The 15,799-nt window shown below is 58.9% G+C and carries 11 protein-coding genes; 6 read left to right on the forward strand and 5 right to left on the reverse strand.

What is annotated here, in order from left to right; genetic code table 11:
* Window positions 1-170 precede the first annotated feature (170 nt).
* The 4 genes from JOE29_RS14505 to JOE29_RS14520 all read left to right on the forward strand — a co-directional run bounded on the left by JOE29_RS14505 (window position 171) and on the right by JOE29_RS14520 (window position 5,299).
* On the forward strand, window positions 171-731 hold the full coding sequence (locus tag JOE29_RS14505; protein WP_044311582.1) for a fimbrial protein: 561 nt from the start codon (window positions 171-173) through the stop codon (window positions 729-731).
* A gap of 107 nt (window positions 732-838) precedes the next feature.
* Window positions 839-1,585 carry a molecular chaperone gene (locus JOE29_RS14510; protein ID WP_024661392.1) on the forward strand — a complete coding sequence of 249 codons (747 nt, stop codon included), beginning with the start codon at window positions 839-841 and terminating at the stop codon, window positions 1,583-1,585.
* A 37-nt stretch (window positions 1,586-1,622) separates the two neighbouring features.
* Window positions 1,623-4,136 (forward strand): fimbria/pilus outer membrane usher protein, encoded by a 2,514-nt coding sequence (locus tag JOE29_RS14515; RefSeq protein WP_044311583.1) that lies wholly within the window; start codon window positions 1,623-1,625, stop codon window positions 4,134-4,136.
* Window positions 4,137-4,183: 47 nt separating this feature from the next.
* A complete protein-coding gene (locus JOE29_RS14520) occupies window positions 4,184-5,299 on the forward strand; it encodes a fimbrial protein (RefSeq protein ID WP_044311584.1) in 1,116 nt (371 codons plus the stop codon).
* Between the two features lie 41 nt (window positions 5,300-5,340).
* Here the strand turns inward: JOE29_RS14520 and JOE29_RS14525 are convergent, their stop codons facing one another.
* The 3 genes from JOE29_RS14525 to JOE29_RS14535 form a co-directional block, all read right to left on the reverse strand.
* Window positions 5,341-6,879 carry a hypothetical protein gene (locus JOE29_RS14525; RefSeq protein ID WP_057406780.1) on the reverse strand — a complete coding sequence of 513 codons (1,539 nt, stop codon included), beginning with the start codon at window positions 6,877-6,879 and terminating at the stop codon, window positions 5,341-5,343.
* Window positions 6,880-6,981: 102 nt separating this feature from the next.
* The gene (locus tag JOE29_RS14530; protein ID WP_099314993.1) at window positions 6,982-9,180 is read right to left on the reverse strand and encodes an autotransporter outer membrane beta-barrel domain-containing protein; all 2,199 of its coding nucleotides are present in this window, start codon (window positions 9,178-9,180) and stop codon (window positions 6,982-6,984) included.
* A 297-nt stretch (window positions 9,181-9,477) separates the two neighbouring features.
* Entirely contained in the window at window positions 9,478-11,547 is a 2,070-nt protein-coding gene (locus JOE29_RS14535) for a hypothetical protein (protein WP_210079639.1), read from the reverse strand.
* Window positions 11,548-11,953: 406 nt separating this feature from the next.
* On the opposite strand from JOE29_RS14535, the gene JOE29_RS14540 reads away from it, so the two are divergent.
* Window positions 11,954-12,703, forward strand: coding sequence for a response regulator (locus JOE29_RS14540; RefSeq protein WP_010426439.1), 750 nt, complete (start codon window positions 11,954-11,956; stop codon window positions 12,701-12,703).
* Window positions 12,700-13,740 (forward strand): HAMP domain-containing sensor histidine kinase, encoded by a 1,041-nt coding sequence (locus JOE29_RS14545; protein ID WP_044311587.1) that lies wholly within the window; start codon window positions 12,700-12,702, stop codon window positions 13,738-13,740. Before JOE29_RS14540 ends, JOE29_RS14545 begins: the two co-directional genes overlap by 4 nt.
* Before the next feature lie 8 nt (window positions 13,741-13,748).
* On the opposite strand, the gene JOE29_RS14550 is transcribed toward JOE29_RS14545, so the two are convergent.
* Together JOE29_RS14550 and JOE29_RS14555 are read right to left on the reverse strand one after the other, a co-directional pair.
* Window positions 13,749-14,795 carry an AI-2E family transporter gene (locus JOE29_RS14550; RefSeq protein ID WP_210079640.1) on the reverse strand — a complete coding sequence of 349 codons (1,047 nt, stop codon included), beginning with the start codon at window positions 14,793-14,795 and terminating at the stop codon, window positions 13,749-13,751.
* Between the two features lie 69 nt (window positions 14,796-14,864).
* Entirely contained in the window at window positions 14,865-15,683 is an 819-nt protein-coding gene (locus JOE29_RS14555) for a DUF4892 domain-containing protein (RefSeq protein ID WP_024665632.1), read from the reverse strand.
* Window positions 15,684-15,799: the final 116 nt, after the last annotated feature.

Here is a 15,799-nt window from a genome sequence, read left to right on the forward strand (position 1 = left end):
AAATATCCTACACCCCCCGCCATTAAACAAAGCCTTCCAGAGACTTTGCAACTAACGCCTCTGCTGTAAACTCCCGCCCCGTCATGACACGCAACACAAACGGTCTCTCAAGACACCATAAATAGTTACATTTCCACTCTTGTAACGTTAATACTTATAAGGTTTTTATCGTGAACAAAATGCTATCCGTACTGGGCCTTGCTCTGGCGACTACATTGAGTGCCACTGTCGTATCCGCCAACCCCGGCACCGGCACCATCCGTTTCGAAGGCAAGATCACCGCCACCACGTGCCCTATCGAAGTGGTCAATCCGGGCGATGGCTCTATCGGCAACCTGGTGAACATGGGCTCTGTCGAGGCCAGCCGCTTCACCGGCATCGGTCAGGAACTCTCTGGCAAGAGCTTTGCCCTGCGCGTCAATGACGACGGCAGTTGCGGCCTGACGGGCGGCGGCCCGAATGCGGCCACAGTCACCTTCATCGGTAACGCGGACAGCAGCGGCGACTACTTCGCTGTCACCCCTACTGAAGACGGAGCAAAGGGCGTTGCGATTGTCATCAAGGACCAGACCTTGACGTCCATCAAACCAGGCGGCCAATCGGCGCCTTATACACTGGTTGAGGGCGGTATCACCGACATGGTGTTCAACGCCTACTACCGTTCGACAGCGTCTACCGTACAAGCCGGCGCCGCTTCGGCAGATGTACAGTTTGTTGTCGCGATTAACTGATACATCGACCCATTCGCTCACCGTGTAAGGATCAATAGCCTTTTCACGTGAAGCATCTTCAATACGTTCAGGTTCGTTTCGGATCTGAACGTACAAGGTAACTTTCCATGATTTGCCAACAGGCTTTTAAACCACCTGCTATCGCGGGGTGCATGCTGTTATTCATGTGCGCAGCTTATATACCCGCCAGCCAGGCAGCATTGACCGTCAACGCAACTCGCATCGTGTTCGACGGCGACAAGCGCAGTACGTCGGTGGTCATATCCAACCCCAGTGATCGCCCGTTCGCGGTACAGACCTGGGTAAATACGGAGGCAGACGATACTGTCACCGTCGTTCCGTTCGCACCTTCGCCTCCACTTTTCCGCCTTAACCCAGGCAAGGAACAGCAGGTACAGATCAACGGCCTGCCCCACGACCTGCCCTCCGATCGTGAATCATTGTTCTACTTCAACGTGCAGGAAATACCTCAAGCCGACCCTTCGCAGGGCAATGTACTGAATATTGCCCTGCGTACCCGTATCAAACTGTTTTATCGCCCGGCTCTGCTGACTGACAACCCCATTGCCCGCCTCAAGGACCTGCAATGGTCGGTCAGGCAGATTGCGGGCAAGGCAGAACTGACCGCGATGAATCCGACGCCCTTTCACGTGTCGTTCATTCGACTCGACGTCTCCGGCGGTGGCAGAACTGAAAAGGTCAAGGAAGTCGCCATGCTTGGCCCGTTCAGCTCTCGCCATTACGAGCTCAGTGAAACGAAAGCGGTACCGGGCCTGCAGGTGGTGTTTTCCGCGATCAACGATTACGGCGGCTACAGCAAGCCGCTGACCGCTACAGCCACGCTGACTGACTGAAACAGCGCTGGCCCGTTTCATCCCCAGGACATTGAACATGACCCTATTACCCGATTCCGGGTTCATACCAGTGCGCCTGCGCTTTATGCAGGTGTTGATTGTGTGCGGCAGCGTTACCGTACCGCTGGAACTGACCAAGGCGGCACCCCCTGTCAACTTCCAGTCCGGCTTCCTGCGTCAGGGCCAGGACTATGACAGTGAGGCCGCGGCCAGCGTGCTGAACCAGTTGTCAGTTGTAGAAAGCCTCGGGCCAGGCGATCATTGGGTAGAAATCCACGTCAATATGCGCTATTTCGGCCAACGGCAGATCCGTTTCGATGCTGACCCGCACGGCAACGGCCTGCTGCCCTGCCTGTCGCGAGAATTGCTGGAGCAGATCGGCGTACGCCTCGACAGTCTGGCCGACCCGGCCTTGTTGCAAGTCGCTTGTGTCGCGCTGGGGCAATTGATTCCGGACGCCAGGGTCGTACTGGACGGAGGCAGACTGCAACTGTCGATCTCAATACCGCAGATCGCCATGCGCCGCGATGCCAACGGGCGAGTGGAGCCCGCGCTTTGGGATTACGGCATCAACGCCGCCTTCATCAATTACCAGACCTCGGCGCAACAGACCACCCACAGGGAGACAGGCACCAGCAGCAGTGCAGACCTGTACCTCAACACCGGTATCAACCTGGGGTCATGGCGGTTACGCAGCAATCAAAGCGTGCGTCAGGATGCACAGGGACATCGCGAGTGGACCAGAGCCTACGCTTATGCACAGCGCGACCTGCCCGGCACGCACGCCAACCTGACCCTCGGTGAAACCTACACCGGCGGCGATGTCTTCCGGAGCATGCCGATCAAAGGCGGGTTGATCAAAACCGATCAGGAGATGCTCCCCGATTCCCTGCAGGGTTACGCACCTGTGATTCGTGGCGTTGCGCAAAGCAGGGCCAAACTGGAAGTTCTGCAGAACGGCTACCCGATCTACTCCACGTATGTCAGTGCCGGCCCCTATGAAATAGATGACCTGAACACTGCAGGCAGCGGCGAACTGGAGATCGTGCTGACCGAGGCCGATGGGCAGGTACGGCGTTTTACCCAACCTTACTCGACCATGAGTAACCTGTTGCGCGAAGGCGTCTGGAAATACAGCGCAGCCTTGGGCCGCTTCAACGGCGCCTACGCCACCGAGCATCCCTGGTTATGGCAAGGAACGCTGGCCGTTGGAACAGGCTGGAACTCGACACTTTATGGCGGACTGATGACCAGCGACTTCTACCATGCCGCTGCGCTGGGCGTGTCACGAGACATGGGCGTCCTGGGAGCGATGGCGTTCGATGTAACCCGGTCACGCGCCAGCATCGATCAGCCCGGTCAGTCCAGCGTGCAGGGCATGAGTTACGCCATCAAGTACGGCAAGGCGTTCACGACCCATACCAATCTGCGCTTCGCAGGTTACCGCTACTCCACCGAAGGCTATCGGGATTTCGACGAAGCCGTCAGTCAGCGCAGCGACGACGATACGTTCACAGGCAGCCGCAGAAGTCGCCTGGAGGCTTCGGTTCATCAGAGAATCGGCGCACGCAGCAGCGTGGGTCTGACGCTGTCGCAACAGGATTACTGGGGCAGCGATATCGAGCAGCGCCAATTTCAATTCAACTTCAACACCCATCGTGCCGGGATCACCTATAACTTCTACGCCTCACAGTCGCTGAGCGTAGCCAGTAACCGCGGCAACGACCGGCAGTTCGGCCTGAGCATCTCGATGCCCCTCGACACCGGCCATTCGAGTAATGCCACATTCGACCTGCAGAACAGCGCCAATCGCCACAGTCAACGGGGCAGCCTGAGCGGCAGCCTCTACGAAAACCGGGTCAATTATCACGCCAGCCTGAGCAACGATGATGGAAAGCAGCAAAGTGCCAGCCTTGCGGCCGGTTATCAGGCGCCCTTTGCCAGCCTTGGCGCCGGTGTGACCCAAGGCAATGATTATCGAAGTACATCAGTCAATGCCAGCGGCGCCTTGTTGCTGCACGCCGACGGCATCGAGTTTGGCCCGAATCTGGGCGACACCATCGCCCTGGTCGAAGTGCCCGATACACCAGGCGTTGGCATACAGAACGCGACCGGAGTCAGGACCAATAGCCGCGGCTACGCATTGATGCCCTATCTGCGCCCCTACCGTTACAACCCGATCGCCTTGCAAACCGACCAGTTGGGCCCCGAGGTGGAAATCGATAACGCCAGTACTCAAGTGGTGCCTGCCAGGGGGGCGGTGATCAAGACCACCTTCGCTGCGCGCACGGTGACACGCCTGGTCATCAATGCGACCACTCAAAGTGGCAAGCCGCTGCCATTCGGCGCCCAGGTCAGCGACGCGCAGGGCAACATCCTGGGCATCGCAGGCCAGGGCGGGCAGGTGTTGTTGTCCACCGGCATGCAGGCGCAAACCCTCGATGTCCACTGGGGAGAGAAAATCGACCCGCAGTGCCGCCTGCACATCGACCCCGCCGGCATGCCTCTGACCAAGGGCTATCGAATGCAAGACATGACGTGCGCCCAGTGACATCAGGTCTGAGCCATTCGCGACATTGTTATTTCAGGAATCACCCCATGAACACTGCATTGAATGCCCTGCTCCCCAGTCTGATCCTGTTGGGGGCCAGCTATAGCGCTGCGGCTTATTCCGACGTACAGGACGACACCCCCAGCAACGATTGCTACTGGGTTTCCTCTCCGGGAATAAAGGATTACCGGCGCGACATCGGCACGCTATACGTCCCAAAAGACGCTGCAGTGGGCACCTTTATCGGCAGCATCGATATGCTTCACGCCACAACAGACCAGGCTGGCCTGGAGGCGGCCTGCAAAAATGATGGAACGGCTCTTCTGGAATTCAACGCTACGGCAACGGCTCCGATATTTTCGGGCACAGTGGAGCCTATAAACGGGGAAGACCTCACCGGCAAGATACTGCAAACCAATATTCCGGGCGTCGGGGTGCGGGTAAGACTGGAGTATCCGTATGACAGGAACTGCAACAATTGCTTCACGCCTGTAGGTGGCAGCGCCTCTGTTCCATTCATCGGCATCAACGACCACCAGAAAATGCTCACGAGCCTGCGTTTCCTTCATCTGAACAACTACCTCACGCTGGTCAAGACCGGGCCGATTCCTCCCGGACCCAATGTGCTCAATGGCAGTGAACTGTTCTCCGGAAGCGTGACGACGCTTGGCAAGATCATGAAGTTCGGGCTAAACGGCACAATACTTCAGGCACAGTGCAGCGTCGGTGCAGATCCGGTCAGTGCCCACCCGGTGCAGTTGGGTGAGTGGGACAGCACTGACTTCACCGGTCCCGGCTTCACCACGCCGGCGGTGCCGTTCAGTATTGCGTTGAGTAACTGCGAGACCGACATGGGCTCAGGCTTCGTGGCAACGGCGCATATCCAACTCGATGGTGTCGAAGGCTCGGTTCCCGAGGGCCCAGTCGGCAGCGGGGTTTTCAGCCTGACCAGTGATTCGGACGCCAAGGGCATGGGGATTCAGGTCCTAAAAGGTGACGGCGTTACGCCCATGGAGCTACAGACCGAAGTGCCGCTGATTGCGATCACACCCGGCAACGTTGTGCTGAACTTCTACGCCCGCTTCTATCAGACTCAGGCCAGCAGCGCGATCCGGCCGGGCAAGGCCAAAGGGGCACTCAGCTTCACGATGACCTACAAGTAGCACTGCACCGTGGACTGCCGACCTGGCGGTCCATGACCTTCTCAGGCGTACAACGTCGCTCTCAGTGAAGGGAAAGGCTGCCAGGAGAGCGTCTGATCGAAACTCACCCGCACTCGTACATCCAGCTGAGTGCCGATCATAAATCTGTTCAAATCCGTTTTGCTGATGTGACCGGCATCGATTTCATCGTCCACTACCGGCACCGGGTGCTCGTCGAGCACGCTGACCACTAGCAAAGCATTATCAGCGCTGCTTAAGCCATGCACCTCGACGCTGACAAACTGGTCAGTGCCCATGAATGACCAACTGTCGAGCGTGAACCGTGCGTACCCGCCCTCGGCAATGTCATGCAGGCTCAGACGCCCCCCGGATACTTTGTCACATTGCACGACTGGAAAGCCTGTCATGCCCATGATACTCAGCGTATGCCGGTCGGAAATATGCGGTGAGTCGGAGCTTTTTTCGAACACCTCGTAGTACACCGGGATTGACTTGCCGAAATGCTGGGCAACTTGTGTCGGAGGAATGCTGAACAGTCTCGAGTCTGCGATTTCCGTAAGAAAGGAGCCCACACTGCCTGGCTCGGCCCATTGAACGCGGACGGTCTCACCAGGAAAGATCACTGCATCCTCAGGTATCGATACCGTCGTGCCCTGAAAGGCATCTATCGGATCAAGCCTGCTGGCGCTTGCCGAGCCTGTGGCCTCCTGAACCCTCGGGGGCGGTAACACACGCGGGACTGGCTGAGCGCACACCAGCAGTGAAACAGCCAGCGCCCGAGGCCCGGCATTGCCGGAACGATCCTTCAGTCTGTAGGACGCATAACGAATGCCATCGCCGCTCTCGAGAATCAGTTGCCTGCCGAAGGCGATATTGATTGCGCTACCGATATCGGACGCTTCAAGCGTCAAGGTTCCGGTGTGCTCCGACCCCGTCGGCGTGCTGCTCCAGTACCAGGTAATGATGTCCCCTGGGCTCGGCGAAAAATAGGCAGGCACCTCGGCCAGCAGGGTATCGCCATGAGCGTCCAGCCAGGCCGCCGTGAGACCGTCACTGATGATTTCTTCCGGAAAAATCAGCGCCCCTTCGTCTTCGAATACCGGTGCCGTTTTATCAATGACAAAGACCAGTGTTTCGGATTCGGTCTGCACCTGATTGGCGGTCTCGACGCTATAACGGAGTCGATGCTGGCCTTCGATAAGGTATTGCTGCGCGATCATGCTGAACAGATCGGCGGGCTGCACAGGTTCGGTCCAGATCTTCTCCTCCAGCAGCATGTCATTCCAGTAAACGCGCAGATACTCGGGATCGCCCGGCGAAGGCCCGGAGTTCTGCCACATGGGAAAATCGACCCGCAAGGGGGCGAGCCAGGCACTGCTGGGGAGCAAATTGGGCTCACCGCCGGGTACATCAGGAAGGAGTTCGGCGATGATGGGCGGCGCAAGCAAACTGCTCTTGCGCCTTGAAGCCGGCCAGAACAGAATTCTGATCCGTTCGAGCCACTTTGAAATCACAGGCATGAGCCGGGCCTCCAGCACAATGAAGCGGTGGCCGACCCGTTTGCCGACCGCCATGCCCATCAGTTAACACCCTGTTTTTTTCTGCGGATACTGGCACAAGTAATAGGACCATTGGCGCATCAGCACCAGTGATCAGGCGTGAGCCGCCCCGCTTCGCTGTCGCTACCAACTGTAACGCAAGCCGGCACTGGCACCCCACGGCTGCTCGATGGCATCGCCATTGCTGTAATCGAAATCAGCATGCAACTGCAGGTTGCCAGACAGCGACACCGAAACACCCGCCCCCAACTCGCCACGGGAACCGGAGAGGTCGTTGTTGAACACGTTGTCATTGACCTTGACCTCGTTCCTGTTGACGAACTCGTGAGCCACGGCCACCCGCACATAAGGTTGCAGCGTACGTCCTTTGCCCAGGTCGAAACTGCGCCCCGCTGTGGTACCGACCTTGCCGAGCAGTGACCGACTGCGGTCACCTTCGGCACGCATACCGTTGTCCAGTCCGTAGTCCTTGCCCTGAACGATCAAGCCCGCCAGCTGGGTGTAGGGTTCGAGAAAATAACCGTTGTCCAGTTTGATGTGCCGACCCAGCTCCAGCGACGCGCCAACCCCCAGATTGTCGTAGTTGCCGCGCGTGCGGGAACCATCGCTGAGATTGACTCTGGCCTTGTTCTTGAACTGATTGAGTTTGATCACGCCATCGATGTAGTAGCCGCTCTCGGTGTCCAGCCAGGTGCTGTAAGCGCCCAGCGAGTAGCTGTCGACCTTGCCACTGGCACCGTGATCCAGACTGAGGTCGGACGTACTCTGCCCGATCATGACACCTGCCAGCCATTGCCCCGACCCCACAGGCAGCTTGCCATCTGCGCCGAGCGCGACACCGCTCTGAACCTGCTGATACCCGAAGCCTGAGGCGTCGGCCACATTGAATTTGTTGCCGTAGGTACGTATCCAGCCTCCGGAACGGCCCTCGTCCATACGCAATTCGCCCATCCGCGAACGCAACGTCGTCAACTCCCCGTACCAGACAGTCGGCGCGGTGTTGAACAACGCCATGACCGTCTGTGCGCCAGGGCTGATGGTGCGGGTGGCGGTGTCCAGATACCAGTCGTTGTCGCCCTGTTTGATCAGGTCATAGGACCAGGCGCCCAGATCCACTGCGCCGCCTGCAAGCGAAAAGCTGGCATCGCCGGCTGCCGCATGCACGACGTGCAAGCTGGTATCGCTGAGCGGATCGACACCCGTGCTGCCAATAAGCAAGGTATGACTGCCGGTCGCGTTGCCCGTGATGTCTAGAAAGTCAGTGGCCTGGCCACCGAAATCCACATCCATCATGAAGGTGCCACTCCCTGACAGGCTTGCGAGTGACAAGGTGTAAAACGCGGCCGCGTCGCCAAACCTGACCGAGCCGCCGTTCATGGACAGTTCATTCACCTGACCATTCTCGACCATCACCCACTGGCCCTGACTACTGAGCGACAGGCTGGATACGTTCTCCAGGCGCCCGGTCAGGGTCGCGTTATTTTGCAGTGACAGGCTGGCGGTACTGCCCTCACCCGCCGATACATCGCCCAGCAGATGGCTGTTGTCCACGGTCATGTGCGCCGTTGAACCGTTGATCAACTCCAGTATCTTGCCATTGCCGCCGGTCAGCGTAGAACCATTGTTGACCTGGATATCGGCAGTCGCGGGCGCGCCGGTGGGCGTTCCGACGATCAGCGCTGACCCGGTGATGCCTTCGACCCGGGTTCCTTCAAGGACCAGCAGATTGCTTGAGGGCACGGCCGGGTCAGCGCGCAAGCGCACGCCATATTGCTGCCCGGTAATGGTGCTGCCGGACGCCTTCACCGTGGAGTCCCACATCTCCATACCTCTGCCATTGGTGCCAGTGGCCGTTACTGAAGTACCTTCCAGGGTCAGGTTGCTGAGTGAGCCGGCATTTATTCCGCGATTGGTGGCGGTGATCGTGCTGCCGATGACGGTGGCCGTGGAGCCGACCAGTTGCGAACTTTCATTGCCCATCCCCAGTCCATCCGCGCCGCCTGTCAGGACGCTACCGACGATCAACGCATCTGCCCCGGTCAACGAGACGGCTGAAGAGCTTGTACCCGCACTGACCTGACTGCCAGTAAGCGTCAGCTTGGCTCCGGTGATCGTGGATATTTGCAGGGTGGTCGCGCCGTTGGCGGTCAGATTCCCGGTGCTGACAACCCGATAGCTGTCCAGCGGGCCTGTTGCATCGATGGTCTGCGGCGTATCGACAAGGATTTGCGCAAGCGCATGACTACCGGTCAGCAAAGGAGAAAAAAAAATAACGGTCTTTAGTGTCCATGAAAGCGGACGCAGCACGAATGGAGCATTCATGAGGATGCATTACCTTGAGGTAAATCAGGTTGAACCCCGTGACGACTGCCCGAAAGCGGCCTCGGGAGGGAGGCCGCAAGACTAGCGGGATCCAACTGAATGCTCTGTAGGACGTTTCCTAGATAACAGTAGGGAGGTTCTGACAGCAGATGATCGTCGGGGAAAACACCGATAAGCGTAGGTGACATGACCCGGCACGCGCCGGCCTTCCTAAACCGTTTGGGAGCAACCTGAGCCTGCTTATACCGGGTAGGGTGACTGCGGCTGGCCGCAGCCCCCCTCTATCGGCAACCCTTGTTACTTTTTCTTCGGGTTTGGACGAAGAGGACAAGACCCGTTTGCGTCGTACATCCCTACCCGGGCGGTGGTTTCCAGCGAGGTAATGGTTTCGCCTCCCATGCTAAAGGAGTACCTGATCCTCGCGCTCCCGTTTTGGCTGCGGCCTGAAGGATTGTAGATAGGCAGAATGTGTTTATCGTAGGGCGTGACCAGCCAGATGAAACCGGTGGCCGGATGGTTGCCTCCCAGCACGATAACCTCGTCTTTTTCGGTGCCGGAAATAGGCGCGTCGCCGGTATTTCCCTCGGAGCCATACCAGTGCAAAGTGACGGTTTCATTGTCCGACAGATATTTCGAAAGATCCGGAACGCGGACCCGTATACCTGGTTCACCCTGCCCCGGATTTTCGATGCCGTCGGCGAAGAGTGAATCGCAATTCAGCCAGCCATTAGTACTGGTGCCCTCGAAGACAGGGGCTTCCGGGATGATGACAATGGCGTCTACGTTGACCAGAGTGTCCGGCGAGTGTTGCGTGTTTTCTGAATCGGGCCCATGAATGCGGTAATGGACCGGCAAGTCAACGCGATTGCCTTCATAATCGATGTAACTCCAGGGTATTTCAACATCACGCTCAGCGCCTGCCAGGTCGCCAGCAGCCACGGTGTATTGAGCCTCTGCTACATGGCTTGTGCCCCAGTAGAAATCTATAATTTCACCCGCTTGAAGTCTGTCATACAGCCTGAAACCGACCTTGGCAGGCTGGTTATAATCCGCCGCTGTCAGGACGTTCAACTGATTGGACGTCTGGCCATAGACCTCGACCCGCAGTAATGCGTCGTTGACCGGATCCGGCCACCCAGGATCGGTTATAGGGTCAGGGCCGATAGTGGCGAAATTGACATTGACGCTGATGCTTTTCACTTCGGACGGAACGACACCACGCAGGATTCGATAACTCACTTCGGTGGGCTGGTCGCCGCCGTTCGCTTGATTGTATTGCCCCTGCAGAACCAGATCAGGGACTCTGATCGAAATCGGAAACGCTGGAGAGCTGCCGACTTCGTCAGGTCGAAGCACCTCAGCACCCCAAGTGACTTCGATACGGTCGGCCGGCTTCCAGTTATCGAACGACTCGATCAACACCTCGACCCCAAGTCTCGCATCAGGCAGGTTAATCAACTTTTCTGGAGGCTGTGCCAAGGGCACGACGGGCTCTTTCAAGTTGTCGGGCAATAGCCCCAGCGCCACGTCGATGCGTTTTGGGCTGGAAAGCGAAGTGCGATTGGTGGCTTTGTCGACCAGAATGTAAATGGCGTAGTAGGGCTCGTCCCTGGACGCTTCAATGGCCGAAACGGGGAATGTCACCGTATTATTCGTCGAGCTGGCCAGTTCAACGACACCAACCGGAGCCGGCAGTTCTTCAGCACTCTCTGGCAACGGCGTGCCAACCCAGTAGAAGGCTACCTTGTCGCCGGGTTGCCAGTTGTCATAGTCAGGCAGCGTGCCGACCAGACCGCCCGGGTTTGCATCCAGAAACGCCTGGGTCAACTGATCTGTAGCCAGAACCATCTGCTCAGGCTCAAGATGCTCGCCCGGCGGCGTGGTATCGACGATGAGGTCGATCGACGGGCTGGTGGTCTCTTGATCATTCGGTTGCCTGATCCGGTAGCGCAAACTGTAAGCACCGTCTGCAGGTTTTGCCAAGCCTTGCATTAAACTACTCAGCGGAATATCGATCACCATTGGAAAGGTTTCAGCATCAACCGGTGCGGTAACGGTATCGCTAAACACTTCTTTAAACGCGTCGTTATCCGCCGCTGCACCGATAGCCCAATCGATGAAAAAAGTATCGGAGTCGCCCGGGTCAGTGACCAGTCCTGCCCACTGAGGCAGGGTGACCTTGAGAAATTCGCCAGCCAGGACATCCTTGTTCAGCGTTCCATCGGCCGGGTCCACAATGCCCGCCACCTGTGCAGGGGCAAGGTCTGCGTCGATCCCTGAACCGCGTTGACTGCGCGCCAGCCGGTAGGCGATACGCGCTTTTTTTTTGTCATCTAACGTTGCTGTTGTTTTTGAATCGACCATCATCAGCACTCCTTTGCTATCCGATTGCCGCCCTGTTTATGCAGAAAACGTACGGGCGGATTGATCATGCACCCAGGGTCTGTTGCCGTTGCATCGCGAGCCGATACAACGGCAACAAACCCTGGCCGTCTCGACAAAAGTTTGTCTGCCAGAACCGGCCATCCAGGCCGGTAGCCCGTTCGATTAAACGGTAGTCGCGCGACGCTGGATACTGTCATAACTACCAGGGGTGCGCTTTGCGAGGCACGCTCGACAGGCGCTCGTATCAATCTCGATACATTTATGACATGCGCCCGACATTCGATCACGCCACCCTACCGCCGAGCTTCCCGGCGAAGTAGCATGAGGGGCAGCGCTGATCTTCAACAGCGGCCAGTCCATGGCGGCACAAGCAGGCGACAGACGCATTATGCAAGCACTTCCCGATACCTCCCTGGATGCCACATCGACCGATCAGCGCTGGAGCGTTCGTGCGCTGATCGTCGATGACGATGTGGCCATTCGCGAACTGCTCTGCGACTACCTGACGCGCTTCAATATCAACGCCAGTGGCGTCACCGACGGCACACAGATGCGTCAGGCGCTGACCGCGGAAACCTTCGACGTGGTGGTGCTGGACCTGATGCTGCCCGGTGAAGACGGGCTGTCACTGTGCCGCTGGCTGCGCAGCACGTCGGACATCCCGATTTTGATGCTGACCGCGCGCTGCGAACCGACTGACCGGATCATCGGTCTGGAACTGGGTGCCGACGATTACATGGCCAAGCCGTTCGAGCCGCGTGAACTGGTCGCGCGCATCCAGACCATTCTGCGCCGGGTCCGCGACGAACGCAGTGATCAGCGCACCACCATTCGTTTTGACGCGTGGCGCCTGAACAGCGTCCTGCGCCAGTTGACCGCCGCCGATGGCCTGGTGGTGCCGCTGTCCAACGCCGAGTTTCGTCTGTTACGTGTGTTTCTCGAACGGCCGCACCGGGTGCTGAGCCGCGAGCAGTTGCTCGATGCTGCCCGCGGCCGCTCAATCGAGGCGTTTGACCGCAGTATCGATTTGCTGGTCTCGCGTCTACGCCAGAAGCTCGGCGATGATCCGAAAAATCCACAACTGATCAAGACCGTGCGCGGTGAAGGCTATCTGTTCGATGCCAGGGAGCTGGGTTGATCCGCAGATTCGACACGCTGTTTGCGCGACTGTTTGGTGGCGCTCTGTTGGCTATTCTGTTGGCGCACCTGCTGGCCTTCATCTGGTTCACGCAGTACGGCATGCGCCCGCCGCCACCTACCGCGTCCAACACCGAGCATGGGCAATTCGATCAGCGGCCCATGCACAGACCGCCGATGCTCGGCGGTCCGCTGATATTGCTGTTCTTCCAGTTCATCACCCTGATCATCGCTGCGTGGTACGGTGCCAAGGCCCTCAGCCGTCCCGTGCAGAGCCTGAGCGAAGCAGCCGAGCGCCTGAGTGAAGACCTCGACAGCCCGCCACTGGAAATCAGCGGCCCGCAGGAAGCCCGACAGGCTGCGCAGACGTTCAATCTGATGCAGCGCAAGATCCGCGAACAGATGCAGCAGCGCGGGCGCATGCTGGCTGCGGTATCCCACGACCTGCGCACGCCCCTTTCACGGCTCAAGCTGCGTGTCGAACAGATCGAAGAGCCCAGGCTGCATGGCCAGATGACTCAGGATCTCAATGACATGATCAGCATGCTCGACGCCACCCTCGCCTACCTCAATGAGCACCGGCGCAGCGAAGGCCTGCAGCAATTCGACCTGCAGGCGCTGATCGAATCGCAGGCCGAGAATGCCCAGGACAATGGCGACGACGTGCAGTACGAAGGCCAGTGCAAACCGCTCAAGACGCAGCCGATGGCGCTGCGCTCGTGCCTGCAGAATCTGGTCGACAACGCTCTGCGTTACGCCGGTAGCGCGCGTATTGTGATTGAGGACAGCGCCGATCACGTGCGCATATTGGTCGTTGATCACGGACCGGGGATTGCGCCCGAGTTTCACGAGACAGTATTCGAACCGTTCTACCGTCTGGAGGGTTCTCGCAACCGCAACTCCGGCGGAATCGGCATGGGTATGAGCATTGCGCGGGAAGCCGCGCGGCGCATCGGCGGCGAGCTATCGCTCACGCAAACGCCAGGCGGCGGCCTGACGGCAATCCTCGATCTGCCACGACGCAGAGCGACTGCGTAGCCAGCCCGCTAGCGGGGACGCGCCCGCTCGCTGCCGACCCAATCGGTCAACAGGCTGTAAGCGACTGCCAGAAGCGTCGGGCCGATGAACAGGCCGATGAAACCGAATGCCAGCAATCCGCCGAACACACCCAACAAGACAATCACCAGCGGCAGATTGCCGCCCCTGCTGATCAGGTATGGCTTGAGCACGTTGTCCACGCCACTGATGATGAACATCCCCCAGATGCCCAGAAATATCGCCATGCCGTACTCGCCCTGCCAGACCAGCCAGGCAGTGGCAGGCAGCCAGACCAAGGGCGGGCCCATCGGGATCAGACTGAACAGAAAAGTCAGAATACCCAGCACCAATGCACCGGGAATGCCCGCGATCAGGAAGCCGATCAGCGCCAGTACCGCCTGGGCCGCTGCTGTGCCGATGACGCCGTTGACCACGCGCTGCACTGTGCCAGCGACCAGATCCAGATAATACTGGGCGCGCTCGCCGATCAGGCGTTCCAGCAGGCTGAGCACGAAGGCGGCCAGGCGCGGACCGTCCCTGTAGAAGAAGAAGGCGAAGACGATGCTCAGGGTCAGTTCCAGAATCCCGCTGCCTATCTGCGCACTGCGTGCCAGAATCCAGTTACCGACCTGACCCAGATGCGGCTTGAGCGTCGCCATGAACGCCGCGCCTTGCTGATCGATGGTGGTCCACAGCGCGACCAGTCGTTCGCCCACCAGCGGAATACCCGCCAGCCATTGTGGTGGGTCGGGCAAGCCGTCGACCTGAATGTCCTTGATCAAGCCCGTGGCATCACGCACATGGTCGGCAAGATTGAAGCCCAGCCACACCAGCGGCGCCGCGACCAGCAGCATCCAGCACAGGCACATCACCAGCGCAGCCAGCGACTCACGGTCCTTGAACCAGCGGGTCAGCAAACGCATCAGCGGCCAGCTGGCGAAGGCCAGTACCGCGCCCCAGACCAGCGCCGACCAGAACGGCGCCATCACCCAGAGACAGGCACCAAACAGCGCCAGCAGCAGAATCTGCACCAACAGACGGTCATTGTTGAACATGCGCTATTCACTAAAAAGGATCGGAGGAAGCGAGCATAATGGCGAACCTGCCTGTCCGCCATCACTGTTCTAGCGGATAACCTCGATCTTGAGCCCCTTGCCTTCAGTGACGCCCGCCTCGAGCCGGGCCGCACGAACGCCTTTGGCGATCAGGGCGTCAAGCCAGGCGCCGGCACTGGGCCCGGACACTGTGGCGCGCAGGCTGCTGTCCAGGTTCAGGGCGCGAGAAACAAGAGTAACCCAGGCATCCTGTGGTTCGCCGCTCAGTCGGGGCAGTTCCAGCTTGCCGGTGCTGCGCAATTGGCGCAGCAAGGTGGCAGAGGTCGGCAGCAGTTCGCCCAGTGGCGCAGAGGATTCAAACTGCTCGACGTGCAGGTAGGCCCGGCGGTTGCCACGGGTGATGCTGTAAAGCGCTACCAGGGTGTCACTGCGCGGTTCTGCCAGACGCAACAGAAGGTAAGCCTGGCGGTCATCCGCGCCATACAGTTTTGCGTTGCCGAACACTTCGTTGGCCCACAGGCTGCTTTCTCCGCAGTCGCGCGCCTGACACCAGAACAGCAGTTCGGCGCCTTGCTGCTGCAAGGATTCGCGAGCTGCAGTGAAGGCGTCGTCGGAAGTCCGCTCGGCAGGTAATTGATAGGTAACCGACGTCAGATTGCCGCGCGCACTGACCTGGCCATCAAAACGCAACTGGCCGCTGATCTTGCGGATCGAGCCCATGGGGTAGACCCGCTCGAGCTCGGCAGCCGGACGATAATCGACGATTTCCGTGTCGGCCAGACGCGGCAGAATTTGCAGATCACTGCTGCCTGTTACATCGGCGGCGCAGAGCACAGTGCTGAACATCGACAGGCACAAGGCGACAACGGGAACACTTGATAAACGCATGAGTGCTCTCATTGGCAGGCAAGCAGGGAACGAAAATATAAAAGATCGCCAGCGAGGCGGCCACCAGAGGCTGCGGATTGATCCATCACGGTTGACTCCTGTTTCAACCCGTCCAG

The sequence above is a fragment of the Pseudomonas sp. PvP009 genome, assembly GCF_017832995.1.
In the GTDB taxonomy this organism is placed as follows: domain Bacteria; phylum Pseudomonadota; class Gammaproteobacteria; order Pseudomonadales; family Pseudomonadaceae; genus Aquipseudomonas; species Aquipseudomonas syringae.